General features: G+C 57.0%; 15 protein-coding genes and 1 pseudogene. All 16 read left to right on the top strand.

What is annotated here, in order from left to right; translation table 11 throughout:
- The first annotated feature begins 534 nt into the window (after positions 1-534).
- The 16 genes and pseudogenes from E4K09_RS09990 to E4K09_RS09915 all read left to right on the top strand — a co-directional run bounded on the left by E4K09_RS09990 (position 535) and on the right by E4K09_RS09915 (position 26,839).
- Positions 535-1,815, top strand: coding sequence for a tyrosine-type recombinase/integrase (locus E4K09_RS09990; protein ID WP_166802249.1), 1,281 nt, complete (start codon positions 535-537; stop codon positions 1,813-1,815).
- An 80-nt stretch (positions 1,816-1,895) separates the two neighbouring features.
- Positions 1,896-2,840 (top strand): IS630 family transposase, encoded by a 945-nt coding sequence (locus E4K09_RS09985; protein ID WP_134496588.1) that lies wholly within the window; start codon positions 1,896-1,898, stop codon positions 2,838-2,840.
- A gap of 462 nt (positions 2,841-3,302) precedes the next feature.
- Complete coding sequence (locus E4K09_RS31020) at positions 3,303-3,608, top strand: helix-turn-helix transcriptional regulator (RefSeq protein ID WP_134496587.1); 306 nt, start codon at positions 3,303-3,305, stop codon at positions 3,606-3,608.
- A gap of 133 nt (positions 3,609-3,741) precedes the next feature.
- The gene (locus tag E4K09_RS09975) at positions 3,742-6,222 is read left to right on the top strand and encodes a phage/plasmid primase, P4 family (protein WP_134496586.1); all 2,481 of its coding nucleotides are present in this window, start codon (positions 3,742-3,744) and stop codon (positions 6,220-6,222) included.
- Positions 6,223-6,485: 263 nt separating this feature from the next.
- On the top strand, positions 6,486-6,833 hold the full coding sequence (locus E4K09_RS09970; protein ID WP_134496585.1) for a hypothetical protein: 348 nt from the start codon (positions 6,486-6,488) through the stop codon (positions 6,831-6,833).
- A gap of 80 nt (positions 6,834-6,913) precedes the next feature.
- Entirely contained in the window at positions 6,914-7,186 is a 273-nt protein-coding gene (locus tag E4K09_RS09965; RefSeq protein WP_134496584.1) for a hypothetical protein, read from the top strand.
- A gap of 391 nt (positions 7,187-7,577) precedes the next feature.
- Positions 7,578-8,306: a P-loop NTPase family protein gene (locus tag E4K09_RS09960; protein WP_134496583.1), complete on the top strand. Its 729-nt coding sequence runs from the start codon at positions 7,578-7,580 to the stop codon at positions 8,304-8,306.
- 265 nt (positions 8,307-8,571) lie between these two features.
- Positions 8,572-9,511: pseudogene (locus E4K09_RS09955) on the top strand (IS630 family transposase); the annotation flags it as partial.
- Between the two features lie 1,161 nt (positions 9,512-10,672).
- The gene (locus E4K09_RS09950; protein WP_134496582.1) at positions 10,673-11,830 is read left to right on the top strand and encodes a pentapeptide repeat-containing protein; all 1,158 of its coding nucleotides are present in this window, start codon (positions 10,673-10,675) and stop codon (positions 11,828-11,830) included.
- Between the two features lie 552 nt (positions 11,831-12,382).
- The gene (locus E4K09_RS09945) at positions 12,383-12,811 is read left to right on the top strand and encodes a peptidoglycan DD-metalloendopeptidase family protein (RefSeq protein WP_166802246.1); all 429 of its coding nucleotides are present in this window, start codon (positions 12,383-12,385) and stop codon (positions 12,809-12,811) included.
- A gap of 1,947 nt (positions 12,812-14,758) precedes the next feature.
- Entirely contained in the window at positions 14,759-16,732 is a 1,974-nt protein-coding gene (locus tag E4K09_RS09940) for a caspase family protein (RefSeq protein ID WP_166802245.1), read from the top strand.
- 1,309 nt (positions 16,733-18,041) lie between these two features.
- The gene (locus E4K09_RS09935) at positions 18,042-18,929 is read left to right on the top strand and encodes an autotransporter outer membrane beta-barrel domain-containing protein (protein WP_134496579.1); all 888 of its coding nucleotides are present in this window, start codon (positions 18,042-18,044) and stop codon (positions 18,927-18,929) included.
- An 888-nt stretch (positions 18,930-19,817) separates the two neighbouring features.
- Positions 19,818-21,971, top strand: coding sequence for a calcium-binding protein (locus E4K09_RS09930; RefSeq protein ID WP_134496578.1), 2,154 nt, complete (start codon positions 19,818-19,820; stop codon positions 21,969-21,971).
- A 425-nt stretch (positions 21,972-22,396) separates the two neighbouring features.
- Positions 22,397-24,391 (top strand): acetate--CoA ligase family protein, encoded by a 1,995-nt coding sequence (locus E4K09_RS09925; protein ID WP_134496577.1) that lies wholly within the window; start codon positions 22,397-22,399, stop codon positions 24,389-24,391.
- 405 nt (positions 24,392-24,796) lie between these two features.
- On the top strand, positions 24,797-26,305 hold the full coding sequence (locus E4K09_RS09920; protein ID WP_134496576.1) for a transglycosylase SLT domain-containing protein: 1,509 nt from the start codon (positions 24,797-24,799) through the stop codon (positions 26,303-26,305).
- A gap of 84 nt (positions 26,306-26,389) precedes the next feature.
- Positions 26,390-26,839 (top strand): hypothetical protein, encoded by a 450-nt coding sequence (locus E4K09_RS09915; RefSeq protein ID WP_134496575.1) that lies wholly within the window; start codon positions 26,390-26,392, stop codon positions 26,837-26,839.
- Positions 26,840-26,878 lie beyond the last annotated feature (39 nt).

Below are 26,878 nucleotides of genomic sequence, written 5' to 3'. Positions count from 1 at the left end.
CCTCCGCGAGCCGGCACTCAGGCTGTGGGACACGGCTCCAGAGAGATGAGATCGGCATCATACGGGTGGCCCTTCTGGTGCGAGTTCGCTGAGCTAACCCGGAAGCCGAAGGGAGCGTTCACACGCACAGCCGCCTTCCGATCAGCATGGTGAGGGATCTGTTAACAGCTCCCCGAACCCAGGCAGACTGTGGGCCTTTTGATGCCGTCCTGGAGCTAGTCACCCTTACTTTCCTTGCAGACGTCACGGATCGGCAGCGACGATCCCCTGCCCTTCAGAAACGTCCGGTATTCCTGTCCTGAGGGGACATTCCGTTTAAGGTGGTGACCGCGCTGGGACTCGAACCCAGGACTCTCTGATTGAAAGTTAGAGACATCAGCTCCGCGCGAATCCTTGTGGCACAACGAATTTTAAGCTAAGTAATTGTGCAGACTCGGTTTTCTGGCATTGAATATGTCGAACAAACCCGAATAAGCTGCAGCATAATCGAAGCAGCGTGCGCACGGGGTGCGCACGGACAGCCGGGGGCAAGCCGTGCCAGAGCGTATCAAGTTTACTGCCAGTCGGGTCGGGTCACTCCCGATCCAAGCCAAGGAATATGCCGTGTGGGATGAGGCCACCCCAGGCTTTGGGGTGCGGGTCTACCCTTCCGGCCAGCGGCGCTACGTCTACCGCTATCGCGCGGGAGCCAGCCGCAGCGCCCCAGCCCGGATGGTCACCATCGGAGACGTGCGCAAGCTCGGACTGGAGGATGCCCGGCGAGTGGCCCGTGATCTGGCAGGACAGGTTGCCCGTGGCGGCGATCCCTCGGCCGAGAAGCGCCAGAGCGAACTGGAGCGGGTACGCAAGCGCCGCTTTGCTGATGTCTGTGACGAGTTCCTGACCAAGTATGTGGGCCCTCGCCTGAGGCCCAGGACAGCGGCCGAGTACCGGCGCATCCTGATCCGCCTGTTTGAGCCGCTGGCCAGCAAGCCTTTTGATGCAGTCACCCGCACGGACATTGCGGACGCTCTTCACAGCATTGCTGAGCGCGGCATCCGGCAGGCTAATCTCGCTCGCGCGGTGATCCGCAAGATGTTCTCCTGGGCCCGGTCTGTGGGCCTGTGTGACGAGAACCCAGTCCGGGATACGGCTCCGGCAGGCCGGGATGTGCGACGCGAGCGGGTGCTGTCGCTGGAGGAGCTTGGGCTGATCTACCGCGCGGCTTTGGCACTGGATGACACCTATGGTGGCGCCGTGCGCTTTCTCATGCTCACCGGCCAGCGCCGGTCCGAGGTGTTCGAGATGCCTCACAGCGAGATTGATATCGAGGGGAGGCTCTGGCGCTTGCCAGCGGAGCGGACCAAGAACCGGCGCCTGCATGACGTGCCCCTGTCGCAAACTGCCTTGGACATTCTCACCTCACGTCAGCATGGGCGAGAGCTCGTCTTCTCGACCCTGCATGGAACGGTGTTTGGCGCCCTCTCGAAAGCCAAGCGGCGGCTCGATGCCAAGGTGCTGGAGCTGCAACGCGCCGTAGATCCCAAAGCCTCTCCCCTGCCCCACTGGACCCTGCATGACCTGCGCCGTAGCTTTGTGACGCATGCTCATGATCAACTCGGGGTCGACATTCCAGTGATTGAGCGGGCGATCAACCACATCTCAGGCACCTTCGGCGGCATTGTGGGCGTGTACAACCGTGCCCCCCTGCTCAAGGAGCGGCGCGCCGCCTTTGATGGCTGGGATCGTCTCCTCACCCATGCCGCTGGTCTGGACTCAGGCCGAATCGAAACGGTCAGCATTGGCTCCAGCCATGTCGCCGAGGCCATGTCATAGAGGCTAGAGCGTGCAGCATTTGCGTGGAATCGGGAGAGCTGATTCCATAGGGTTGATTGTGATCGGCCGGGAGGCATCCCATGCCAGCTCCTCTGTCCCGAGACTTGCGTGAGCGGATCGTGCGTGCGGTGGCAGGCGGATCCTCCATCCGGCAGGCGGCCTTGCGCTTTGAGGTCAGCCCGTCGGCCGCCGTGAAGCTGATGTGGCGCTTTCGTCAGAGCGGCAGTCCGGCGCCAGCCCGCTTTGGTGGCCACCGTCGTCCCATCCTCGCGCCGCATGGGGCACTCGTGCGCGCTCTCCTGGATACCAAAGCCGACATCTCACTGAAGGAGATCCAGGCCGAGCTGCGCCAGCACGGCATCGTGGTGGGGGCGACCTCCACCATCAGCCGGTGGCTCAGACGAGCTGGCCTGACGCACAAAAAGAGCCTGAGAGCCGCCGAGCAGGATCGTGCAGACGTGGCGCGCGAGCGACGGCACTGGCGCGTGTGGCAGCGCTTTATGGACCCGACCTGCTTTGTATTCCTGGACGAGACCGGCACCTCAACCAACATGGTGCGCCGTTACGGGCGTTGCCCCAGAGGCGAGCGGTTGGTGGATGCGACGCCCTGGGGGCACTGGAAGATCACCACCTTTGTGGCCGGCTTGCGCGCCAGTGGGCTGATCGCCCCGATGGTGCTGGATGGGCCGATGACCGGTGAGGTGTTTCGCGCCTATGTCGAGCAGGTGCTGGTGCCGGAGCTGTCGTCCGGGGACGTGGTGGTGCTCGACAACCTGGCGGCCCACAAGGTGGCTGGCATTCGAGAGGCAATCCGCGCCGCTGGGGCGAGCCTGCTGTACCTGCCGCCGTACTCGCCGGATCTGAACCCGATCGAGCAGGTGTTTGCCAAGCTCAAGGCGCTGCTACGCAAGGCGGCAGTTCGCACCAAGGAGGCGCTCTGGACAACCATCGGAGAACTGCTCGACAGCTTCCCGGCGGACGAATGCCAGAACTATCTCAGCAACTGCGGATACGAGTTCACCTAAATCGAATCCGCTCTAGCCGGCTGACTCGCTACGACGTCTGAGGTTTAACCAAAGACATCGGTTTCTTGTTGGCGCTAGTTAGGTGACCGACCCTGACGCTTATGCCGTCTCGGGATGAGCGAGCTACAGCAGCGCTCGGCAGTAGCTGATGGGTAGCAGGATGATCCTAGATGCATCTTTTTGATGCAGAATGATATTGCCGACACGAAATTAGCCAGCGCCCAACGTAAATAGCCTGTCATTGGAGAGCCCCCTGTATCAACAGGAAGTTGATACGGGGACTGGTCACCTGATCCCATAATACCCTTGATGCTTTCCACGCGCTTAATCCCACACGTGCTGCGCAAAGTACGATCCATATGACCATCCCCCTTGGAAGCTGTGAAGGAATTCCATTTATGACTTATTCCAATCTGCGTGATCTTATACAAAGAAAACAGTTAATCTCTTTGGACAATCAAAATGAGCAATCGCCCAAACTCGTCCTTCAGCATTCGCACTCGCGCAGAGGCCTCATCAACCAAGAAGACCTCTAGAGACTCTTCCAACGTCCCAGTCGCGCCACCGCGTGAGAGCCTTCAACGCCTTTTGACAACGGAGGAGGTGGCAACACTCCTCAGCATTGCACCCGCCACAGCCGTATTTTGGCGCAGCCAAAAACAGGGCCCGACTTGGGTGCGCTTAGGGCGCGGGCGCCGTGCGCCTATCCGGTACCGACTTGAGGCCGTCGAAGCGTACATTGCGCAAATGGAGAGCGCACAGCTCTAAGAGCTCCCCCCTTTCACCCAAACTTCAACCTAGCGACGGGCGCAGTGCATCCGGCGAACGGAGCGCTGTGTCCTTCTGAACGCCACTGCTCTCCAGCGGCAGTACGTTCAAACTAGCAATTTACGAGGCTAATATGAAAGAAAATAAGAACCTCGCCGCGGAACAACGCGGCGAGCATGATGATCTGCGCATTCGTTTCTCGATCGGCAATAGCAACTTGGGACGCGCTCAAACCAGGAAGGAACCGTGGGGCGTATTTCGCCAGAGGCTCGTTAAAGAGCGCCGCGACACACAAACCTCCTCTCAGTACTTGGCACTCTCTTCAAGACAGAAAATCAAACCGAAAGGCCGGCATGGATTTTTTGTTTCCGGCCCATGTGCGGATGACATCCGAAGCGCTGAGACCGTAGAAGACTGCTACGTACTGTCGCTCGATTTTGACGGAATGAGTCAAAGGGCATTCGACCTGCTTCTCACCGTTGGTGCCCTCCCCGGTGGCGACTATGAGGCAGTTTGGAGTACCACACGATCACATCGCAGTGACGACATTCGCGTGCGTATAGTGATCTTACTTGCGCGACCTGTGAACCGGCATGAGTACAGGGCGCTCGTGGCCATCTTAGCCAATAAGATGGGCCTTGCGGCGCATGGTCTTGATCCAGCCTCTGCTGAGCCAGAGCGGGCGATGTTCTGGTCTTCAGTGTGTAGTGACGGTGAGTTTTATGCCGGTCACATCTGCGGCGCGCTCCTCGATCCTGATGACCTGCTTAGTGACTACTGGAACGCTGAAGGTGAAATCGAACGGGATCGCCTGCCATCCATCCCGGGGAAGGCAGAGGATAATCGGTCTAAGGCGCTCTCGGACCGGGGCGTCGACCTCGATGATGACCTCAACTTTCTTGCCTCAGCGGAAAGCCAGCGGCCACTTGGGCTGACACAGGAGGTCCTCCGAAGCGCAGTTATGGCAATCCCCAACGATGGCAGTGCGCCCGATCACAAAGACCGAGCATGGTGGCTCAGAGTTCTTGCCGCCATCCACCACGAGACGAGTGGCTCCGATGAAGGACGAGCGCTCGCACATGAGTGGTCGAAGAGATGGTCTGGCTATCATGCCGCCAATACGAACCATGCGTGGGACTCGTTTCGTGGCCGAGCAGGCAGACAGCCGATAACGGCGCGCTATATACAAAAGCTCGCCCGCCTGAGCGGTTGGCAGCCACCAGCGGAGAAGGCACGAGCTGAGCTGGGCGTTTACGGCGAGCTCTGGTATGGCAAGAGTTTTGCAAAACGTTACCAGGGGAAGTTGATCTACATTCCCCAACTACAACAGTGGTACGGGTGGGCCGGGGCTAATTGGACCTCGGTGTCTATACCAGAGATCGAGCAGTTCGCTAATATCGTAGTCGAAGAGGAGCTCGTAGCTGCGCACGAGCGCTACCGTGCTGAGCCATCTGATTCGAACAAAGCTCTCGCCCGTAAGGCCGAGCGATTCTACGAGTCGCTGTCGAAGGTCCGTAATATCATTGGGGCCGCGATGAGCGTGCCGGGTATGTGGGCAAGCATCAATGAGTTTGATCGAGACCCAATGCTGTTAGGCGTCCGCAACGGCGTTGTGGACCTACGGACAGGACAGTTCTTGGAGCCACACCCAAGCCAACACATCTCTAAACAGGCTGGTGCCGTCTTTGATCCAGACGCAGACTGCCCCAAATGGCGTAGGTTCCTGCAGACCGTACAACCCGACTCCGCAATAAGGAGCTTCCTGCAGCGAGCAATTGGGTACACGCTCACAGGTCTCGTTGATGAGGAGAGATGGTTCTTTCTCTATGGCAAGGGTGCGAACGGAAAGAGCGTTTTCGCCAATATCCTCGCCGAGCTCCTGGGTGACTATGCGGTGACACTCGGGTCGCCGCTCGTCACGAAGAACAAGCACGAGAACGAGGCGGAGCGTCTCAAGGCGCGGCTTCCGGGTAAGCGTATCGCGCTCGTCAATGAGGTTGCTCAAGGGGACATTTGGGACGACCAGCGGATGAAGGAGATGAACTCCCGCGAGAAGATGTCGGCCCGCTTTCTTCAAAAGGAAGCGTTTGACTTTATGCCGACCCACACGCTTTGGGTACGCGGCAACTATCTACCGGGGGTCACGGATGCCGGGCATGGCTTTTGGCGTCGTATCGTGCCCATCCTGTTTCCGCGTCAACTGGAGGCGCATGAGATCATTCCTGACTTAGACCGTCAGATCATCGCACAAGAGCTCCCAGGTGTGCTGAACTGGGCGATCGAAGGAGCTTTGCAGTGGCAGCGAGACGGCCTCAGGATCCCTACCGCTATCAAAGCCACGACAGCAGAGTACCAGGCAGATACAGACCTAATTGGACTATGGCTCGAGGAATGCTGTGAGGCCGACGGAGCGGCGCGCACGACAATTGCGGACGCTTTTGAGTCGTACCGCCAATTCTGCGCAAGCCAAGGTGTGGCCTACGGATCTAAGATGTCCTTTTCACGGATACTGAAGGCGAGAGGGTTCACGCCCGATCCGAGCCGCAAGCGCGGGCGTGCATTCTTCGGGTTCCTATTACAGCGGAATGTCACCGGTGAAGGTGCATTTCTTTGAGTTTGATTATGCCGAGTGTCGTCGTTGGGGGACGCAGGGGACGCATTTGTGCTGAATCTCCTGTTCTCTGCACGGGAAAGCCGCTTCGTGAGAAGAATGGGAGAATCATCACGAAAACGTCCCCTGCGTCCCCCTGCAGTCAGGCTATGACAAGGCGACGTTCGTCCGAACGGGACGAGTTCGCCTCCACAAGTTTGACAACGTCACTGGCACGACTCGTGATCAGACAAAGCAGCTTTGTATTAACAAGAAGGAGAGTAGTGATGAGTTGGAAGGTAAGAATGGAGCTGTCGTTCGCGGATCCGGTATTCGACAATGACAATGCAGGAATTATCAAGGGCAGGATGATCGAAGTCCTCGTGAAGAACGACCTTCTCCCTCATGAGATTGTCACATATGCAGATCGGATTGAGCAGGTCATTCGCCGGGATAGGCGCCAATGGGTCCCAGATGATGATATGGAGCCTTGGGCCCGTGGGGGCGAGAGGGTCAAAGCACGTCACTTCACAAAGTGTTTCGCACTCGCCAAGCATCTTCTCGTCGCAAGAGGCGTTCTGAAAGCTGCTGATCTCATCGGCGGAACTCCAACTCTATTCTGCAAGGTCGATTGATGAATAATAGAACACTTGCTGGCAACCTTAAGTTCGCCTTTCTCGGTTCGCGCCACACGGAAGAGGAGAGAAGTCGGAGAGTGGTAGAAACACTCGTTGCATTTGGCGAGCTTCCCAAGGACGTTTTCGCCTACGCGGAGAGGGTAGCTGCAGAAATCGACAAGAGGCAAATGAAGTTCATCGACAATGATGACATCGTTCGGTTTTCTAGGCAGAAGCCGATGCAATCTCCATCAGACTTTGCGTTCCATGATGTATACTGGTGGGTAAAAATCATCCTTAAGGATCAAGGTATCCTTAGGTCAGCATCACACTCACATACAGCGACAAAATTCGCGAAGGGGAGAGACTAATAATGAGCCCCGCTTCGGCGGGGTTTCCTTCGTCCCTGTTAATGCGTTAGAAGCAAACCTCCCTCACCTCTGCGAGAACAATCAGAACGCGTAACGCAACTCGCCTCATCTACCCCTGAACCGTTTTGAAAATTTCTCCGAAAACTCCCACAGACGGCGCTCCGCGCGCCCCCCGGAAGACGGCTCTGCGGGGAAGGACCCGGAGCGGCTTTGATGTCTCATGCTGTCCCCCCGCGTCCCATGTTGTCCGCCCTTGTCTCATCCTGTCCCCGCGTGTCCCATGTTGTCCCATTAGTCCGATATGACCTGCTAAACTGCCGCCCATTGGCCCCGTGTCCCATGTTGTCCCATGCTCTGCCGAGGTGATGCCTTTGCGGAGGCTGAAGCGGATATGCACCATCGCTTTGATGCTGTGATCCGGCTCTTGGCAATTGATACGCTCGCGGCGGCGTTTGGGCTGGAGGATGAAAACGATAATGCCGCAGCCGCCGACCTCATGCGGCGCCTTTCTTGTTTTGCCAAGGAGCGTTACATCCTTTGTATGCCGATCACTCATCTTGGGAAAAACGTCGAGGCAGGATCGCGTGGGGCAAGTGCATTTGGCGCAGGGGCTGATGCTGAAATCTATGTCCTTGCTCATGGAGACCCGCTTACCGGCACGGTGAAGTCCCGTTCGCTCGTCCTGAGGAAGCTCAGGCGTGGATCGACTGGGCCGCTCGGCAAGTTCGCGCTCGAGCCTGTGTCACTTGGCACAGACGAGGATGGCGATCTGGTGACGTCCTGCGCGGTGAACATGCTAGGTGATGACCTAGAGGGCCCGCCGGCGCCCACTTCCAAGGGCGGCAGGGGCGACCAGGAGTTCCGGAAGGCTCTTGACGAGGCGTTGCCGAATGCCGGACGGCCACATCGTGTATTCGGCGACGGTCCTGAGGTTCGCGCCGTCGATTTGCAGGTTGTGCGGAACTGTTTCGAGCGCAGGTATGTGACCGGAGAGTCTGCTGCCAAAAAAGGAAGCGCGTTTCGGAATGCGTGGAAGCGGGCACTCGACGCAGCCTGCCGTGACGACTTGATTGGGCACCAGAGCAGCGGTCAGATCGAGCTTATTTGGCGGGTCAAGTGAAGCGTCACGCGTTGCCGTCACCAATAAGGGATTGTGACACGTGTGACGCTGCTTGCCCCTCACCCTTCAGGGTGTGAGGGGGCGGCGCCGCATGCGTCACCTATCACGCAACGTCACATGTGGCGGCTTGTGACACGGGTCCTTCCCGGTGCCCCACTCCATCGGGTAACGCGCACCCCGCCGTCTTACTAGAGCGGTTTGGGGTTGAACGGAATCGGGAAGTCTGCCTCGCTGGTGGTCAGGGGCGTGAGCACAGAGGCTCGACATGACCACACCGTTATCGCAGGATCTGCGCCGGCGCATTGTGCGGGCGGTTGAGAGGGGTAGTTCGATCCGCCCGGCTGCGGCTCGTTATGAGGTCAGCCCCTCGGCCGCCGTGAAGCTGATGCGGCGGCTGCGCGAGACCGGCTCGGTCACCCCAGAGCGCGTCGGCGGCCATCGTCGTCCGGTGCTCGAGCCGCACCAGGATCTGCTCCGCTCCCTGGTGGACGCCAAGTCCGGCATCACGCTGGCCGAGATCCAGGCCGAACTGCGCGCCCGCGGGATCGAGGTGCAAGCCCTCTCGACCATTCACCTGATGCTCAAGCGCATGGACCTGACGCACAAAAAAGACACTCCGGGCGGCCGAGCAGGACCGGCCGGACGTAGCCCAGGAGCGCCGCCGCTTTCGGGTGTGGCAACGCTTCATGGACGCAAGCCGCTTTGTGTTCCTGGACGAGACCGGCACGGCCACCAACATGACCCGGCGCTACGGTAGGGCACCGCGCGGGCGGCGGGTGGTCGATGCGGTGCCGCACGGACATTGGCTCACCACTACCTTTGTGGCCGGCCTGCGCGAGAACGGGAGCATCGCACCGCTCGTGGTAGATGGGCCCATGCGGGGCGAGATCTTCAAGGCTTATGTAGAGCAGATGCTGGCGCCAGCGCTCTCACCTGGCGATGTGGTCGTGCTCGACAATCTGGCCGCTCACAAAGTGGCAGGCGTTGAGGAGGCAATCCGAGGTGTCGGAGCCAGCCTGCTGTATCTGCCGCCCTACAGCCCCGATCTCAATCCGATCGAGCAACTGTTCGCCAAGCTCAAGGCGCTCCTGCGCAAGGCGGGCGCACGTACCAAGGAGGTGCTCTGGACCACGATCGGAGAACTGCTTGACGCCTTCGAGCCGAATGAGTGCCAGAACTACATCAGGAACTGCGGGTATGAGCCCGTCGAAGTCGAATCTTCCATAGATACAATGTCACAATCGAGACTTTCTGTTTTAGATGAGCCGCTGCACCTCTGCTATGTGAGGACGAAACGATATCTTTGGGCTGGGATACGTTTTGGAAGCATGTGCTTCGAAGAAGGTCGAAAGCGCTCTCAATCTGGGGCTCAGCCCCACCCTGGCCACGAATTTTCTGAGGAAGGACCCGAAGCGACGACGGAAGAGAAGAGCTGACATGTTGACGATCTATCGCTGTGCCTTCGCGCGCTCCATGCGGACCACTCTGATTACCTGATCCACGCATTCCCGCTGTGCGCGGCCGTTCGCCCGTTCGATCCGATTTAAGGGTTCCGTCTCGCAATTTCCGAATTGCCACCTGTGCCGCACGTTGTCCCATGCTGTCTCATAGCATTTCACGGTGTGCTGTAGGATCCCATGCTGTAGGATCCCATATTGTCTCACTTCTGACCTGCCGTCCCTAACCTTATGAAGTCGCATAACCTGTCATGGTATGCCATTGTGTCCCATGCTGCGTCGCCTGACTAGCTTACCACCTACACTATACCGCGAACCTGCCCGCCCTGGAGCGACGATGTGCTATGCGACGGATTGGTGTCTACACTCATGTAATCTGACGAACTGACATCTGGTGAGTTCATAGCGCTTGCGGCTTCTGACTATCGGAGATCCTTTGCAGACGGATTGCTAATCGCCTCGCTCAATGAACCCGGAATACTATAATTTTATTACACATGAAAGCATAGCGCGGCGAACGTCGCTATCGAAGCATGACGTATGGGACGATTTCAGAACGCCGGACGCAGCGTGCGTTCGTCCTAATACGTCGCGCCAGCAGGAAGGCATTGATGCAACTTCGTCAAGTGCGCAGCTAGGACTTGCTTGGTACCAACAGGCATGGTTCGGTGGAGGCGTATGCCACTGAGACCGGCCATGCACTAAAACGCTATCGTCTAGGTGAAGCGGCAGCGAGTTTGCAGAGATCTATGAAATAGCAAGCGTTGGTTGGGGGACTTGGTTGCAATTTGTAGTTTCTTAAATGCGTTCACAGAGAATTCGCCGCGGGTTTTCACTCCCGCAGGATGGCTCGTTTGCGGGATCGCTACCTTGCGCGCAGGATAGGTTGATTAAATCCCGGAGGTGGCCATGGCCAACGAGGAGCACATCGCCAAGCTCAAGCATGGCGTAGATGCCTGGAACGCATGGCGTGCAGACAACCCTGACTTTCGTCCAAACTTCGGCGGGGCTGACCTCCGTGGGGTCGACCTCCGTTGGGCAGATCTCCGCTGGGCGAGTCTTGTTGAGGCTAATCTTTCCGGAGCGAACTTGGTTTGTGCAAACCTCACCGAGGCGAGCCTTGGTGGGGCCAACCTAGTTGAAGCAAACCTAGCTGAGGCAATCCTCTTCAGGGCGTACCTTCCTGCCGCAAACCTCACCGGAGCAAACCTCACAAGGGCGGACCTCCTCGAGACGATCCTTGTTGGGGTGAACTTCTCCGAGGCTAACCTCACAGGGGCAAACCTTACCAGTGCGAACCTCGTCTACGCAAACCTGTCCGGAGCGAACCTCACTGAGACGAACCTCATCAGAGCGAACCTTACCAGTACGGACCTAGTCAGGGCCAAGCTCGTTAAGGCCGACCTCTCCGGGGCAACCTTGGTCAGAGCGGATCTTGCCGGCGCGGATCTTACGGATTGCACCGTCTTTGGCATCTCGGCGTGGAAGCTGAAATTAGAGGGAGCCAAGCAGGAAAGCCTCGTCATCACCGAAGGTGATGAGCCCGAGATTACCGTCGACGACATCGAGGTCGCCCAATTCGTCTATCTCCTGCTCCACAATCCGAAGATCCGCGACGTCATCCGCACCATTGGCCAAAAAACAGTCTTGATCCTAGGTCGGTTTACAGAGGAGCGGAAGAAGGTGATCGATACCCTTCGCGAAGAGTTGCGCAAGCGCGACTACGTGCCGATCCTCTTCGACTTCGATAAGCCGGCAGGGCGGGACATCACCGAAACCATCTCGACCTTAGCACATATGGCTCGGTTCGTTTTGGCAGACATCACAGACGCCAAGAGCATCCCACAAGAGCTCAGTGCAATCGTGCCTCATCTTCCATCCGTTCCCGTACAGCCTCTGCTCCTGCAAGGAAGCGACGAGTACAGCATGTTCGAGCACTTCAGGCGCTATCCTTGGGTTCTGCCCATCCACTGCTATGACACTCCAGACCAGCTCATCGCCAATCTAGGTGAGCGGGTCATCCATCCCGCTGAGACTAAGGCCTTCGAGTTGCGAGGGGGTACGTAGTAGCGGTTCCATAAATGAAGGAGTGGACGGCGCCTGCTCCCGGCAGTGCCCCATGAGTTAGGGTGATTACGTCAGTGCCAGACAGGGAGCCCGTCTGATCGAAGTTACGGTTGTCATCTCGGGCACGCAAGGCACGTCTTTGAGGCTTAAGGCATAGATCAGGATGGACCACTTCTGACCTATCACCAGCTGCGTCGGAGCGAGACCTCTACTTTGTATACGAGATCGCCGCGCTTAGGGCAGGTCTACCACCAGGCGGCTCCCGTTCAGAGGCCGCGCTGCTACTCTTGCTACGCGCCAAGTTAGGCTATGCCCCCAGGATCTGCATCTCGGATCTAGTTTCTATTACCGAAGAACCTAAGGCTGCCACCGCTGTCTATTTTCGGCAAATCGTAGACCAGTTGACTGACAAAAGCAAAAAACACACAAATCATGAATGGTCGCGCTAGTAAAGCGGTGCTGAAGCAGGGTTGGCAATCTACCCCGCTAGAGTTACGTTGCTTCGGCAAACTGCGATGTAAAATGACTGGGTTATTGCCGAGGAGATCTCAGATGCACACGCAATTTCACTCTATTGTCGAAGGGAGAATGCGTAGCCGTGGCAGAGATGCATTTGGCTCCGGGCAGCCAGGAGCATCACGGGGCAGCAGAGATCACCTCGGAATTGATGTAATTGCTAATCCAATGCAAAGGATACTAGCCCCGATAGACGGAAATGTTATTAGAGAAGCCTTTCCGTACAAAAATGATCCGTCTATGAGAGGTATACTCATAAGGGGTGCTGGCGATTACATCGAATGGGAGGTGAAGTTATTTTATGTGGAAGGTCTGTTCAGTGGGCAAGTAAAGGCTGGCTCTCTAATTGGACACGCTCAGAGCTTGGGCAACAAATACCCCGGGATAACAAATCACATTCACATGGAGGTATTTAGGAGGGGCACTCAAGTTGATCCAAGAGAGCCGTTTGCAATGTGCTTCTAGAAAAGGAGCATCAATCAGCATCTAACATAATATGCATCGACACACGGGCTATCGGGATAAAAACCCGCCCGTTACAGACAGCATTCAAGGCTAAGTTCGTTTTGCCGTTGCAACCCTAATGACTGAGAGCAGGGTAATTGCTCTTGTTAGTGATCAATCCTGGTATGTCTGACGCTGCTGGACCGTGATACAAGGATCGTGCAGGGGACCTTGTGGATTGATCAAAGAGCAAGCAGCCAGCGAGCCGGGCGCGACCATAATTTGCGTTCAATGAGGGCAACCTGCTCTGTTTGGACCTTTGCATCTTCATGCCAGAGGTCGCGGTTTCGCTGTGCAGCAGCAGAGCGATCTTGAGAGCCCCTCCCCTGATTGCAGTGGAATCGGGGAGAGCCTCAATCTGCGCAGTCAGGAAATCGCGCTCGGCCGCGATTGTATCCCTCTACCCCGTCCCTCATAGTTCCTCGCTGAGTTGGGCTTTATGTCTCTCAATGTACCGGGATAATACTGTGGTCATTCCATGTCTTGAGTCAGATTCTCTCCTGAGATGATCTAAGTCTTGTTCAGTCTTGCCCGCTTTACCACTAAGGGCATAAATGTTACAAATTTTCAAATGCCGGAATACCAATTCTGGCTTGGCCACTATTGCCCATCTGTCGCTCCCAATGCCTCCGTTTGACAAACGTCCTGGTGGACTCGAACAATGCCAATGCGCTCGGATATTTCGTCGCATGCCGGCCAGACTTTATGCATGGGATACACTCTGGGTTCTGAGCGGGAGCAATGCACAGTGGAAAGACGGAAGTGTTCCACTCTGCGCCGAGCTGTGCCTCGGAGCATGTCTGGAGATTTGTTGAAATGGGCAGGAAGTGAACGACCTCAACCGCGAGATCATCGCGCGGAAAGCCAGCGACTTGGCATCGGGTACAGATGATCGGCCGCCTCTCCTCGATGTGTTTCCTAGCGCCAGGTTTTGCGGCCGGATGGAACGATCCTGACAGCCTTGCGCTCCGCGCTTACGCCCTGTTGGGATTGTCTCGGTGCTTACGCCATAGCGCTCAGCCAACACTCTCAGGGGCTCGTAATAACGGCCGACTTCGCGGCAGACGGCTAGAGCGGTATCGGCTTAGGAACTGATGGACAATATCACGTCCTCCCTCGACGAGGTATGGATGCCACACGCCACTAATGCGTCAGATATCTTCCTCAGTTTCCAACGCACCCGCCTTCCAACAACGTTTCGCTACCATATAGCTAGAGTATGATGGCTCTGCCTAACCAGTGCGTTAGTGTAGCGCATGTTATGGGTCAACCGGGATGGACTTGAGACGTTTAGCTCCTCCTGAGGTAGAGGAGCGATGTTGATCGACATGCTGTGGACGACTCTGCAGTCATTGATCGAGAACTGCTGTTCGAATAGCACGGCCGCACCTTGAGACCTCGGTCGCACGCGTACGTCCTCTTTCTCGCTGCTGCCCTCAAGCTCGGATGCGGCACGCTTGACCAAATCTGCTCAATTTTTCCTATCTCCAATTGACCGACGTTATTGGCGTCATTGGAGCGAACGGTCTAGCTCAGCTATGAATTTCAATCCTTTGTAGGGTACTTCATGGCACCGCTAATGGCAGGCCCGGGTTGACGATACTGGCAGTGCGCCTCGCGATAGGCGTAAGGGACGTACTCATACGTAGTGTTGTACTTCGAGTCACACCTGTTCAAAATTGGAGTAAGATATCTTGCTGTCGCGTCTTGGCATTTGTCCATAGCACGAAATTGGTGATGACCTCGCGGTTGCTGGGACAGGTCAGCAAACCAGCAACGGGAGGCTCCCAGACAGGCCTCCGTGGCGATGGAGCCGACATGTTATATTATTTGAATGGCCTCGTGTATAGGTTAGTACGGTCCCTTCTTAGGATTGGTCACGTACCAAGACTCTTGAGTGCGGGAGCAATGCGGATCCTCTCCGGCGTGACCAAACCTAGAGCACTGCTGTTCATCCTTGTAGCGACGGTACCAGGAACAGCTTTGGCCGAGCAGCGAGTGGCTCTTATCATCGGTAACAGCGCCTATCAGAACTTCACATCGCTCCGAAATCCGATGAACGATGCCAATGATATCGCAGCAAGTCTAAAGAACCTGGGCTTCGAGGTGATGAAAGGCCTCGACCTAAGCAACGCTGAGATGAACCAGATAGTAAACCGCTTCATCGAAGCGGCTCGTCGCTCCGACGTGTCGCTCTTTTACTATGCCGGTCATGCCTTTCAGATCTCTTCGCAGAACTTTCTTGTTCCGATCGACGCTTCCATCAAGAGCAAGAAGGACGTTAGGCAACAAACGATTGAGCTAGCGAAATTAATGAAGGGTCTCGAAGGGAGCAAAGGACTGCATCTCGTTTTTCTTGATGCCTGCCGAAATAACCCTCTGCCCGGACAGGGCGACCTAGGTTCGGACGCGACGCGGGATGGTCTTGCACGCGTTGGCGACGCGGCAGGCTTCCTTGTTGCCTTTGCTACACAGCCTGACAGGGCCGCTTACGACGGGGTCGGCCGTAACAGCTGGTTCAGCCGAGCAGTGCTCAGCCACATCGGCACCCAAGGCCAGGATATCGCATCGATGATGATCAACGTCCGAAGGGACGTGATCGCGGCAACCGGGGGGCAGCAGGTGCCTTGGGAGAATTCGTCGCTTACGAAGCAGTTCTACTTTTCGCCCGGCCGGGCCGTGGCGGCTTCGCCCGAGACCCAGTTATGGCAGCTTGCCGCAAGTTCGCGGGATCCCGCGCTCCTGCGGGTCTATGTCGATCGTTATCCGGCCGGCACTTACACCAGAGAGGCACAGGTGCTCCTCGGGAACTCTGGAAACATCGTGATTGCGTCGAATGACCCGCGAAGCACGCAGATCCCAGGGGGTGGCTCCGAGGAAAATCTCTGGAACTTTACCCGCACCATGCGGGTCCGTCCCTTGGTTGAGTATTATCTGTCCCGCTATCCAAGCGGAAGCCATGCGGACGAAGCACGGAAGCTCCTCTCCGCTTTGCCCCGCGTCGATGACATTGATGCGCACCCCGAGCTGGTCTGCGAGGTCAATGCCACCCACCCGCGCGACGCCACCGCGGACACTCCAGGTGTTCCTATAGATCTTCTTGCTCGTAAAGCGGACATCGCGATTGATGCCTGTCGGAGGGCCATGGCTGCCCACCCGGACATGCCTCATTACGCGGCCCTCCTAGCCCGTGCGCTTGCTGCAGCCCAACGCAAGAACGAGGCCATAGAGTTCTACCGTCTCGCCGCCGACCGGGGCAATCTTCGCGCCATGGTAAGCCTCGGGCTGATGCTCGAGAATGGAGACGGCTTGCCAAGAGATTTGAAGGCTGCCATCAGACTCTATGAGCGCGCGGCCGTAGGCGGCCACCCGGATGGTCAGATAAACCTAGCCGTGGCACTAATTGAGGGGGTGGGCGTGAAGCGGAATGTTCCGCGGGCGGCTCAACTCATGAAGAAGGCATCCGAGTCAGGCTCCGCGATCGCCACATACAATATGGGCGTCCTCGCGTTGAATAGGCAGTACGGAACTCTGTCGGATGCCATCGGATATTTCAGGAAATCCATCGAACTAGGCGACCCACGTGGATACCTCGCAGCGGCTACCCTGCTCGATCAGGGCCACGGGACGCGGAATGATCCAGTTGCGGCAGCCGAAATGCTCCTCGCGGGAGTCGAGTCGGACTCTGGTGAAGCCATGAACGCGCTCATAAAGCACCCAAAGGATTGGTCTCCCGAGACCATACGTGCCGTCCAGATTCGCCTGAAAGAGGCTACTCACTACGGGGGCCCCATCAATGGAGAAATCACTGGGTTAAAGGAACCGCTCGCTCGTTGGCGGACCATGGGAGCGCTCCCGTCTCTCGCCGAAGAGAAATTTTGAGAACAGGCTACACCGACTGATCGGAACGCCGATACGGTCTACTTGCGGCTACACTCTCGTTCAATACGACACTATGTAACATTTGACCATTGATCGCGCCCATTCCACTTTGCGGCGGCCATGAGCTCTGGTGGCCTCTCCGTGGCGCAAAGGGCCTACCCTAATCGGGGTAGATAAGTAGAATTTATAGCGCAGTACGGTGCATTTTCGTCACACTGCCATCTGTTTAGCGCCTAGCTAACCCTGTGCTCTCTCGACAACAAAAGAACCCTTGGTATGGTTTTCTGCCAAACGTTTCGAGGTGCTCGGATGAATCGGGATGAGAAAGATGTGGAGGAAGGCTTCTATACTTCGACTTCTTTGGCTACGTCCTGTCTGAATTTAGCCCCCACCTCCTGCCTCGCCATTCTCGGCCTTGTGCTCCTCGGCTCCACCGCACTGCCATTGAACGTCGCCCTTGGGCGCGAGCAATCAAGTCTGTCGCGCTTGGCTAGCCATGTCCATTCAGCTAGCGACAGCTCCGCAGGCACCAATCTCGACCAGACACTGCAAACGCAATTGCCGACTTCGGACAACGATCAGCATCGGATCATTCTGGCGCAGGTCCCCCCCCCTCCCCCGCCACCGCCTCCCCCGCCACCGCCTCCACCGCCTCCACCGCCTCCGCCTCCAGACCCGGTTCTGCCGCCCGTGCAGCCCCCGTCGGTGCTGACCACTCCGGTGCTGCCACCAATATTTGATCTGCCGCAACCGGCCCAACCAAGTGGCGGTGTGCAGCAGGCACAGCCTGGAGCTGTCGTTGGCGCTGCAGGAGCAAACACTCTTGAAGGTGCCCGCGCGACCCTTGCCTTTGTTGAGGCCCTGACTGACATTCTGCAGCGTCGTGTGGCTGCGTGCGAGAACGCCCTTCGGAACACTAGAGATCGGAGCACTTACACCAATTGTATCGGTACCGAGCTGGAGCAATATGGTGTTGCTTTGAACAGTCGAATCGAGCAGTTCCCAGCTCCTCTCCGGTCTGCTGTGCGAGCGGTCCCCACTGTCGGTCGACAGATCCGAGCCGCCCGCACGATCCGGCAGGCACGCGCTGCCGTTCGGTCTGTCGTTACGCAGGTTCGCAGGGCTATCACCCTCCTGCGAGCGGACGAGCCCAACGTTCGGCAACTACAAGTCCGTATCGGAAATGTCGTCGCATCGGCGCTGACGACAGTCGAGAATAGTCTGACAAGAGCTATGGGGCTCTAGAGTGGACCGACTTAAAGCAATGTGGCGGCGTGCGGCCGTCCAAGAACAACCGTGAGGATAGGTTATGTCGCTGCGGCAGGCTGGGCTGTGCACCTTTGCTTTTCTGAGTCTAGGCTATGGAGCTTGTGAGATCTCATACGCGGCCGACTTTCCTGGTGCTGGGACAACTGTCGCCGCGCAGCGCGTCACGATGCCGGACGGAAACGTGGTTTCCATCTGGACAGACGTTTCCCGCATCCTGGTAGAGGACGAAAGGCCCCTCACCGCGTCGCGCGGGCGGGCATGGCAAAGCACGAGCGGTATCGACTATACCTTTGACAGAGCATTCTCGATCGGCGTTGGTGTCTCGGCAGCGCATGCGCATACGACGGAGTTCGCAATTCCCGGGCGAACAGAAACCAATAGTGTAATCGGTTTCGCGCGCGCGACTGCTTATTTTCTCGGGAACTTCAACGCCGGACTCATCGGCGGATATGGAGTCGGCGAAACGGACGGCTCCCGTCTGATTCAAGGGAATCTCGACATCTATTCACGCGACACAAACGTGACGTTCTTGGGCGCGCATATCGGCGCCTCGTTCCAAAACCAGGGCTTCTTCTTCAATCCGGCCGCCCGAATTCTCGTGTCAAGATCCGATTCCGATCCGTTCCAGACATCCCTGGGGCTCGGAGTTTTAGGCCTTCCGGACGATTTCACCAGGGCGTCATTCGGCAGTGACGTGGGATACAGCTTCGACGTTGGAGGGTTGACAGTTAAGCCGGCGGTTCGAGCCTTCTTCATCTATGACATCAATCTACCCAAAGGGTACACGGACCGGACCGCACTCGACCTCGCGGCTGTGCTGAATGTCCAATCCGGCAATTTGACAGGAGGCGTCGAGGCGCTCACGACACTGGGTCGTACCGACATGAACAGTTACATCTTTCGGGGCTTTGCATCCTACCGTTTCTGAGCCTCGGGCGATAATCGACTGCATCGTTGGAGAGAGAACGAACGTATGAACCTTCGAGCAGAGGCATTCTCAAGCGTGTTGGCTTCAGCCCACTGTAGAACGATGCGCTGGAATCCAATGCTTCAAAGCGGCGCATTTTTTTGGGTGAACAAGTGATCCGCCCCAGTGAAACCTGGGCCCTTGCTTGAGCGTAACGCTTCCCTGCTCCGAATGTAGTATAATTGTCTAGCTCAACAATCGCTTCCTTGTTTGTAGTTGACCGCCTGATCCAAGGCTTAGGAAATGGCCGAGCTACCTAGACGTTGGACAACTTCTCGGACTTCTAGGATACGCACTGAGGTTGAGGCGCAGGCAGAGTGACCTACCACTCCTCGCTACCAAAACTAGTGGGGGCCGGAGCTGCTCTGGCGTCTGATGTTCTAGAAATCGCTATGCCACACCAGCGACCGCACCTCTAACCCTCGGAAAATCACGCGCCAAGTTCGCGGCAGCCACGCCACTCTGACCATAACTGATGGCACACTGCTGCCCCTGCTGCGTCAGCCATATTCGACGAGTGACGATGGGGGCCTATCTCTTACGTCAGAACGGCGGAGGCACAGAACAGACGGATGGCAAAGCTCGATCCAAAGCTATGCCGAAGTGCTCGTTTCCAAATCAAGAAGTTGGAAATTCTTGATTATGAGGTGGGAATTCTTGATTAGCAGCTGTGCGCCGATTGCCCTGCGTATAAACGACTTGACGCTGCAGTTCGATTGCTGTCACCATCTTGTTTGTCGTCTCCCTAAAAAGTATAGGCCCCTACTAAGGCGATAGTTACCACCGTCAGAATAGTCGAAAAACAAGTGAACCAACCCGATATTTCGCCTTCGCCAGAGGAATTTTTAGATGGCAATTCTGCGCGTTCCGGAGAGCTTTGCGAGTGTTTCAGCGGCTGTTGCGAATGCAAACTCGGGCGATGTCATATTGATCAGCAGAAGCTCGGGCCGCGCCGAAAGCGTTACGATACCAATAAGCGGTCTAACGATTGACGCACCGGCGTCTGTGCAGCTGAATATAACATTGGCATCCAACGTTACTACACTGACATTAAACGGAGACGCGAATTTCACTGTTCGGGGAGGTGCTGCTCGCAACGTCATCACTGGCAATTCGGGCGACAACTGGCTGGACGGCGGCAGCGGTCATGACCGGGTGGCTGGCGGTGCCGGCGTCGACAATCTCCTGGGCGGCCTCGGTAATGACACTCTCGATGGAGGTGACGACTTCGACTACGTCGACTATAACGAAGCTGCTGGCGCTATGCGGGTAGACCTTGCAACGGGGGCAGCAACGGGTGCGGACGGATCCGATACGCTGCTCAACGTCGAAGGTGCCCGCGGTTCGCGGTTCGCAGACCAGCTTACTGGCAACAGCTTGAACAATGCACTGGAGGGCCGCAGAGGCAATGACAGCCTGGATGGCGGAGGCGGCTTCGACTTTGCTGTTTTTAGCGGCGCCTCTGGCGCAGTGACAGTGAATCTTGCCACCGGCCAGGCAACAGGCGCGGATGGCACTGATACACTAAGCAACATCGAAGCCATCGAAGGGTCTCGCTTTGCGGATACTCTCACCGGCAACGCAGGGGACAACACGCTTCTAGGCAACGCGGGAAACGATCTCCTGAATGGCGCAGGAGGGTTTGACACGGTTAGTTACTTCAGGGCCGGCGGCGCAGTGACGGTGAACCTAGGGTCTGGCAGTGCCAGCGGCGCTGATGGTTCCGACAGGCTAACCAACATCGAAGGGATCGAAGGGTCCCGCTTTGCCGACCAGCTCACGGGAAATGGCTCGAACAATGTGTTACAAGGCCTCAGAGGCAATGACACCTTGGATGGCGGAGGCGGCTTCGACTTCGCTGAATATTTCAGCACTGGCGGTGCAGTGACGGTGAGCTTAGCGTCTGGCAGCGCCAGCGGCGCCGATGGTTCCGACAGGCTAAACAACATTGAAGGGATCCGCGGCTCGCGGTTTTCGGACACCCTCATTGGCGATGAGACGGCCAATATCCTGGAAGGCCGTGGCGGCGCCGACTCGCTCGACGGTGGCCTTGGTGCCGACACGCTGACTGGCGGTCTTGGCAACGACACATACACGGTCAACAGTGCCGGTGACGTGGTCGTCGAGAGCGCAGCAAGCGGCACCGACACGGTTCGGAGCACGATCTCCTATACTTTGGGTTCCAATCTGGAAAACCTTACTCTCATCGGCGCGGCCGCGATCAATGGCACAGGCAATAGCCTTGCCAACCGGATCACGGGCAATGGCGCAGCCAACTCTCTGGATGGTGGTCTGGGCAATGACACGCTGATCGGCGGCCGCGGCGGTGACCTGCTAGTTGGAGCTGACGGGGTCGATACGGTCGATTATTCGGCAGAAACAGGAGATGTCTATGTTTCTTTGTCAGATGGAGATGGGTTTGCATTTCTTCCCGACTTTGAGGAGGAGGATGCACTTGAAAACATCGAGAACATCATCGGCGGAGCAGGGAATGATAACATTACCGGAGATGAGTTCGCGAATATACTGGAAGGCAGGGATGGTGAGGACGACCTACGTGGTGGGTGGGGTAACGACACCTTGAACGGGGGCAATGGAGATGACGAACTCCATGGTTGGAGGGTTGAGGGAGAAGACAGTGAACCCGATGACGATAGTTTACCCGATTTAGATGTACTCACCGGCGGCAGAGGTGCCGATCGGTTTGTATTTAACGGCATTGTATCAGAAAGCCCACCTTCTGCACCTGATTTGATCACAGACTTCGTTCGTGATCAGAACGATAAGATCGATTTATCAGCGTTCGGTGCTCTCACATTCATTGGCGAGAGCGCGTTTGAAGAATCAGATTTTTGGGCGGTGAGGTATGAACAGAGAGACAGCGACACCTTTATATTCCTTAACACCGGCGGCAATGCAGAGCCTGAGTTTGCAATACGAGTAAGAGGTCTGATCGACTTCCTGGAGACAGACTTCGTGTTCAGCTCTGATTTTCTGCTGTGATGTAAGAGACCGCCGTTCGTTACATGTGGATTTACGGCGCTAAAGCCATTCCCTAGGAAATCCTGAGCGCAATGGGATTTGGCGGGCACCCGAGCTGCGAGGTTAACTTGCGACTGCACATCTACCCAAAGCTCTTCAGGCGATTTCCTTAGGGTGACATCGCGCGGAACCCTGAGGTGGTATGCTTGCTGCCAGACGTAATCGCGCTAAGCCTGGGTGTCTTGAAGGCGAGTTCTTTCGGTTGGCATTCGGACCGCTGCCTTCCGTGATAACGTGTGAGTGCTAGATCGAGGGGATGCCGATATCACGTGACCCATCTTGCAGGTACATCGACTGGCGCCACAGTGTCTCTCATCCCACCATGGAAGTCTCTATCTGGATCGGGATACGGCGTCACACAACCTGTGCTCCTAGGATTGCTTGGCATGCGCATCTCGGAGCAGGTCGATCTGACAAAGCTCGATGAAATGATGGCGCGCTGCCTGTCTCATGACGATGGCTCGCTCTCCCCCTCTTCCTCCCTGCTATCAGATCTTGCTCAGCGCATCATTCACTGGGCTGCCCTGCTCCAGCGTGACGTCGGCATCCCAGTGTTCGCGCTTGGTCGAATCCTGTCGGAGCGCGTATTGGATCAAGCAACATCAGAGATTCGCATAGCCGTTCCACACGTAGAGGCTTCAGCAACCCTGATCGCTTTGAGATGGTCGGCTGAAGCCGCATCAGCTCTCTTGAACAGACCGGATGAGGCGACACTCCTCGATCAAGTAGCACGTTGCCAACAAACTCGGGAAAGGCTTGAGAGGTTCTCGCCGCCAGGAGAAAACTCAATCTCATTCCTGCGCGCAGCAGATAAGTTGGACATTCCCTGGAGCCGAATAGTCGGTAACACTTACGCATACGGTCATGGGGCACGTGCGAGCTGGCTCTACAGCTCACTTACGGAGCAAACACCAGCCTTAGGCGTATCCATTGCACGTAACAAATTACAAACTGCGAAAGTTCTGCGCCGAGCCGGGTTACCTACTCCTGACCACCAAAGTGTCACCTCTCCTGACATGGCCGCGCAAATAGCGGCAAAGTTTGGGTATCCTGTCGTGGTTAAACCGATCGACCAAGATGGCGGCCGTGGGGTATCCGCCAACCTACATGACGAGTCTGCGGTACGGACTGCGTTTGATGAGGCTAAAAGATACTCGAACAACATCCTTGTTGAAAAACACGTCGCTGGACGCACCCATCGCCTCACGGTCTTTCAAGGCCAACTCGTCAATGCGGTCGTTAGGACCCCAGGCGGGGTTGTCGGGGACGGGATGCACACTGTGCAAGATTTACTTGATCGGTTGAACGCTGACCCACGACGGGGGCGACACAAACGCTCGGAACTCATGATCATCGACATGGACGACGAGGCGCTAAGCTGCCTGTCCGAGATAGGAATGACGCCCCTCACCGTACCAGCCAAGGAACAGTTTGTGGCTCTCCGAAGGCGGGCGAACAGTCGAGCTGGCGGAACGTTTGCTTCCGTAATGGACCAGGTGCACCCAGACAACAAGCACTTGGCCGAACGAGCAGCCGAAGCGTTGCGCCTTGATCTTGCTGGAGTTGATTTGCTGATACCGGATATCTCCGTCTCCTGGTTGATGTCCGGCGCCACAATCAACGAAGTCAACGCCGCACCAGGCTTGAATCAGCGATATACGGATGTGATCTTTCGGGTTCTCTCTGCCCGTGTAAAGGACAATGGGCGCATTCCATTGATCCTCATTCTGGAAGAAGGCGCCTCTGGAGATCTGGCTTCTCACATTCAAGTAAGATTGGAGGCGAGCGGTTTACAGGTTGGGCGGGGTTCGCGAAAGGGAATATGGCTGGGTAGTATCCGCATCGCCGCGGAGGGTACCACGTTCTTTGCTGCTAGTCAGGCTGTGCTTAGCAGCCGTGAGGTTGAAGCTGCAGTGCTCGTCGCCACACCTGCAGAGATTTTGGAAGATGGCCTGCCCTTTGATCGCTGTGATCTGATAGTTCTGGCTGGATCAGCGCCCGATACGCCTGCGAACTTCGAGCAGTGGCACGCTGCATGTACAGCAGTGCTTCCTCACACAAGGGGATCTATCATTATCAGTGCTGACAATCCGGAGTGTTTGTCGATCCTTCCAACCCTGGATCGAAGCCGGGTAACACTGGTCTCTGGACAGGTGGACAATGCAGCTATACAGGCGCATCTACGCGATGGTGGACAAGCGGCTTGGCCCGAGGTGGATGGTTGCTGTGGAGCAATAAAGCCCAACCTAGCAGTCGGAACTCGCGTTTCGGCACTGCCATCGCTTGGGAGGCATCCAGAAGACCAATCCGCTGCAAAGCGAAACCTCATTGCGGCTACGGTCGATGTGGCACTTGGCCTCCAGGGTGAATTCCAAAGATAGGATGAGCGCCGCTCCCAGTCCCATCTGTACAGCCGGAAGCAGCGGCTTAAGGAAGCCGAGGATTATCTGTCACATGACCTGTGAATTTCGTCTGCTCAGAATCGAAGGCCGCTCGGGTTAGATCGTTGACTGACCCCCCGCTCGGCATTGATTAACCCAACACAAAGGGGTCATTCTCGTTACGCAACAAGAATTCACCATTGAGGCCTGGGATCCAATGTTGAGGATGTCGACTCCTGCTTTACCGCCAAGTTTACAGGAAGAACATCTCTCAATGCCATCACCGCATGAGCCCAAGTCGCACTTAAGCGGCGTAGGTCCTTGGCGCCGACTTGTGGTATCATTTGGATCCTGTGGGTAAGTGGCAGCCACCCATCATCGGCTCTATTGGCGGAGCAGCGTCCGATGACGGACGAGTATCTACAATTCAGGGAGTTCGTTTCCGAGGAGGCCTGCCTCGAAGTGCTGAGGGACTTGCGGTACGGAGGAGGCGTGCTTGACTGCCAAGCCTGCAGCGGGCGCCATCATTTTCGTCCGCAAGCGAAGCAACGGGTCGTGGTTTGTGAGAATTGCGGACATGCGCTTTATCCAGCATTCGGGACACCATTCGAGAAGCTACGGACCTCACTCACGGACTGGTTCTTCGCAATCTGGATAATGCAGACCTCGCACGCCTTGGCAAAGGAGTTGGTGCGGCGAATGGGAATGCCAACGCTCGTCGCCGAACGCATTCAGCGTGAACTCACTGCATTCGACGCCCTCTGCCAACCCGGTCGCCCCTTTGCCGGCTGGCTGACCGCTATCGGAAGATGGATCGACGGGCAGATGAAATCCGTCCCGGGCCTAGAGGAAAGGTTCAGAAAAGTCGATCTGAGATCCGCTCCGCCGAACCGAACCGGAGTGCCATCGAAGCAGTTGCAGATCGCAAGCCCACGCTTCCTCGTTCTGGCAGGTGGTCTCATTGGTATCGGGTTTGGTATGACTATTGCCACCCTCCTCTTCGAACAACAATCGTCGCGCGATGAACGGTTCGATAGGTCCATCATCCTCTCGCCGACTGCACCCCGTCCGCTCCTTAGCCTTGCGGCGGTCGAGGAAGATCTGGAAACTGTCCGGAACGCCATTAAGGCCATCCCCAATCTCCCTGCGCCTCCGCCGAAATCGGATAACCTGCCGCGCCCCCTTCCCGCTTCGCCGCCGATCGCCAGCACAGGCAATCCGAATGACCATGTGACCTTCGGACCGAGGAGAGTTCGCCGTCACATTGTCGAGGCCATCATCCAGGCCAGCCGGATCGTCGGAGCCGATCCCACACTGCTGATGGCCGTGGCCGACAAGGAATCGAGCTTTGCCACCGAGGTTAAGGCGCGAACATCCTCGGCGACCGGCCTCTTCCAGTTCATCGAGCGAACCTGGCTCGGTGTGATCAAGGAGTTCGGCGAGAAACACGGGTATGCGAGAGAGGCGGCAGCGATCGTGAGGGGGAAGAGAGGGTATGATGTTCCGGACGCGGCCGAGCGCACGCGCATCCTTGATCTCCGGCGCGAACCCTTCCTCTCGGCTCTGATGGCAGGCGAGATGCTGCGAAAGGACACCTTAAGGATGGAGAGTCGGCTCAGGCGTCCGCTTACGGGCGGCGAGATTTACCTGATCCATTTCCTTGGGCCTGATGGCGCACAGGAGTTCATAAACGCAGTAGAGGACGACCCAGGCCGCCAAGCCCCCGACGTGAACCCCGACGCAGCCGAGGCGAACCGAGCCATCTTTTATAAGAAGGAGGGCGGACGATCGGTATCGGAGGTCCATCGGAACTTCGAGAAGATGATCGTCGACCGCCTCAACCAGTATCAGGCTGTCCGTAACTTGTCTCCGCACAAGGCGCAGCTGCAAGCCCCCCAGGTCGTAGCGCCGTAGCGGGACAGCTACCGTTGAGTACTGGCAGATTCCGGATCGGCGCATTATTGTCAAGGCGAGCAGCCAAATCCGGCGAGGTCGCGTATGCAGTTACTATTTCAAGGTCTGTTGATTGGTGCCGTCTTCGTCGGCATCTCGCTATCCGCGATGGCCCAGGAGACAGCTCAACCACCTCTCGGGTCCGCTCCGGGGATAACGATAGAGCTCAACAAGCTTGAGCAAACGGGTAGCGCGTGTCGAAGCTACTTCGTCGTCAATAACGGTGCCGCCGATCCCCTGAAAGAACTGCGCCTCGCAGTCTATCTATTCGACCGGACAGGTATGATCCTGCGATCGGTCGCACTCACGTTCAGCGATGTCCGCGCCAGCCGGTCTAAGGTGGTGATGTTCGACATTCCGGAAGTTCCTTGCGATAGCCTCAGCCGACTTATCGTCAATGACATAACTACTTGTGCATCGGCAAGCGGTGCGCCGCTTGCCGCTTGCTCAAGTATTGTGACTCGGACCCGCACCAATGCGGAGTTCATATACTGACGCTTCCGGAGAGCGGTTATGGACCGGTCTCTACCGAGT

The organism is Microvirga pakistanensis, from assembly GCF_004458765.1.
Classification (GTDB): domain Bacteria; phylum Pseudomonadota; class Alphaproteobacteria; order Rhizobiales; family Beijerinckiaceae; genus Microvirga; species Microvirga pakistanensis.
This window is presented reverse-complemented; position numbering and strand designations above follow the sequence as displayed.